Source organism: Cylindrospermopsis sp. CR12 (assembly GCF_001432185.1).
GTDB classification, from domain to species: Bacteria; Cyanobacteriota; Cyanobacteriia; order Cyanobacteriales; family Nostocaceae; genus Raphidiopsis; species Raphidiopsis raciborskii.
This window is the reverse complement of record NZ_LMVE01000044.1, coordinates 1-1930: the sequence shown is the minus strand read 5'-3', so window position 1 is coordinate 1930 and position 1930 is coordinate 1. Positions and strand designations below refer to the sequence as shown.

Here is a 1930-nt window from a genome sequence, read left to right as displayed (position 1 = left end):
TTGAATGGTGGTGGTCATGTTTTTATAAATGCGGTTTAACCGAAGGTTTATGTATGTTCAGGTAGGTGTTTCTACCTTATGAACTTATGTTAAGACAGATGTTTAGTTTTGTAAAGGGGTTTCTACAAAATTTTTAATAATTTTGCCAATTAGGGATTTTCCTATATGTGGTAGGGGTTTTCGCCTCCTGGAGGTATTTTATATGTGTGTAGACAAGTTTATAATTTAGGTTGAGAAATTAAACTCAATATTAATCATTGAAACAACAATAGCAATCGCCCTAACTACGAATGACGGTAATAGTGCGTCCCCTTGGACTAATAGCTTCCTCCGTACTAATTCTCTCTCCCATGGGTGGTAATCCGGGACGACGATCAAAAATCACTAACCAACCTGTATCTAATCCTAATCCATCCAGGTATTTATCCAGTTGGGTTAAACCCTTGCTTAACGGATCTAACTTTTCTCTCCGCACCTTTAACTCTATGCCCATCACCACTTGGCCATAGCGTAAACAAATATCCATCTTTCCAGAACCAATAGCATATTCTCGCTCTAAGGTGCCACCACCATTCACTACTCGATGTAAAAATGCCATTAACACTAAATGGGGAGCAATCTCATGGTAGGGTGCACTTCTGAGTAGTGGTTCTCCATGTTGTCGCCAAAATTCTAAGAAAGCATGTAATAGTTTGTCAGGATTTAAAGTATTGTCAGGATTTAACCAAGTGGGTTGAATTTGGGGTAGACTATCCTGACTACCCTGGGACAAAACACGAGGAATCACTTCCTGATAAATGGGATTGGCAATGGTTAGTCCACCCAAAGGACTGCGCTTTACCAAGCCTAAATCTAGCAAGAACCGGCGATCATCCTCCGGGGTATCTGGTAGATCGGATCCAGATAACATGGGTTGAATAATGGCTTTGACCCTATCTTCCCGTAATCGCTCTGCTAAACTATCTAAATGAGTATCCTGGCGCTGAATTAGAATTTCTTTGGCTCGGTTAATGACTTCAACGGTAATGGGTTGGGTTATATCTTTCACTAAAACTTGTGTAGCTTGACGAGCTAGGGCATTTACTAACCACGGTTGTCCGTCAGTTAAATAAAATGCCTGTTGAATTGCTTCTATGGTAAACACCTGTCCCGTAGCTTGTGTATGTTGTAAGTAAAGTTCTTCTACTTCTGGCAAAGTAAAATTACTTAAAGTCAAAGATTCGGCCTTGATATTGAAAGGACTAGAGGTATTGAGTCTTTCACTTCCACCGGATTTAACCTTATAGTCCCGCACATCCCTCATACCAATTAACCCCACCGAATGGGGAAACCCCTGGGGACGACGGGGAAAACCTGAACGTAATTGTCTTAAAATAAAGATTAAAGCTTCGTCTGTTAGGGAATCAATTTCATCTAAAAGGATTACAAGAGGTCTTGGAGATTGGGTAGACCACTCACTTAAAGTTTTGCCTATTCCTGAGTCTGTTTCACCCTCTGGCCAATAGGATGGTTGTAGTTCTTTGGGTAAGTAAAACCTAATTGCCTGTTTCCATTCTTGTAAAATAACCTGCTCCGCTTGCTGGGGATTATGGGAAAATCCTGACCCTACTTCCACGGATAGCATAACTGCGGTGTATTGACCACTATCAGTCAATTCTTGAGCAAGAGCTATCATAGCCGTGGTTTTCCCTACTTGTCGCGGTGCATGAATGATAAAGTAATTACGACCATCAATTAGCGCTTTCAAATCCGGTAAGCGAGCGGTGGGGGAGAGCATATAGTGGATATCAGATTGACAAGGACCAGCAGTGTTAAAGTGTTTAGCCATGGTGGAGTTTTTAAAAAAATAACCTTAACAACTTTATTCTAGAACTTCTTCACTTGTTACCCCATAAAAAAGCTCCCCAACAGGTGAGGAGCTTTTCATTTA

General features: G+C 40.9%; 1 protein-coding gene. It reads right to left on the bottom strand.

Annotation, left to right across the window (positions count from 1 at the left end; genetic code table 11):
- Positions 1 to 280: 280 nt before the first annotated feature.
- Positions 281 to 1828, bottom strand: coding sequence for an AAA family ATPase (locus ASL19_RS06245; protein WP_057177677.1), 1548 nt, complete (start codon positions 1826 to 1828; stop codon positions 281 to 283).
- Between the last annotated feature and the right edge of the window lie 102 nt (positions 1829 to 1930).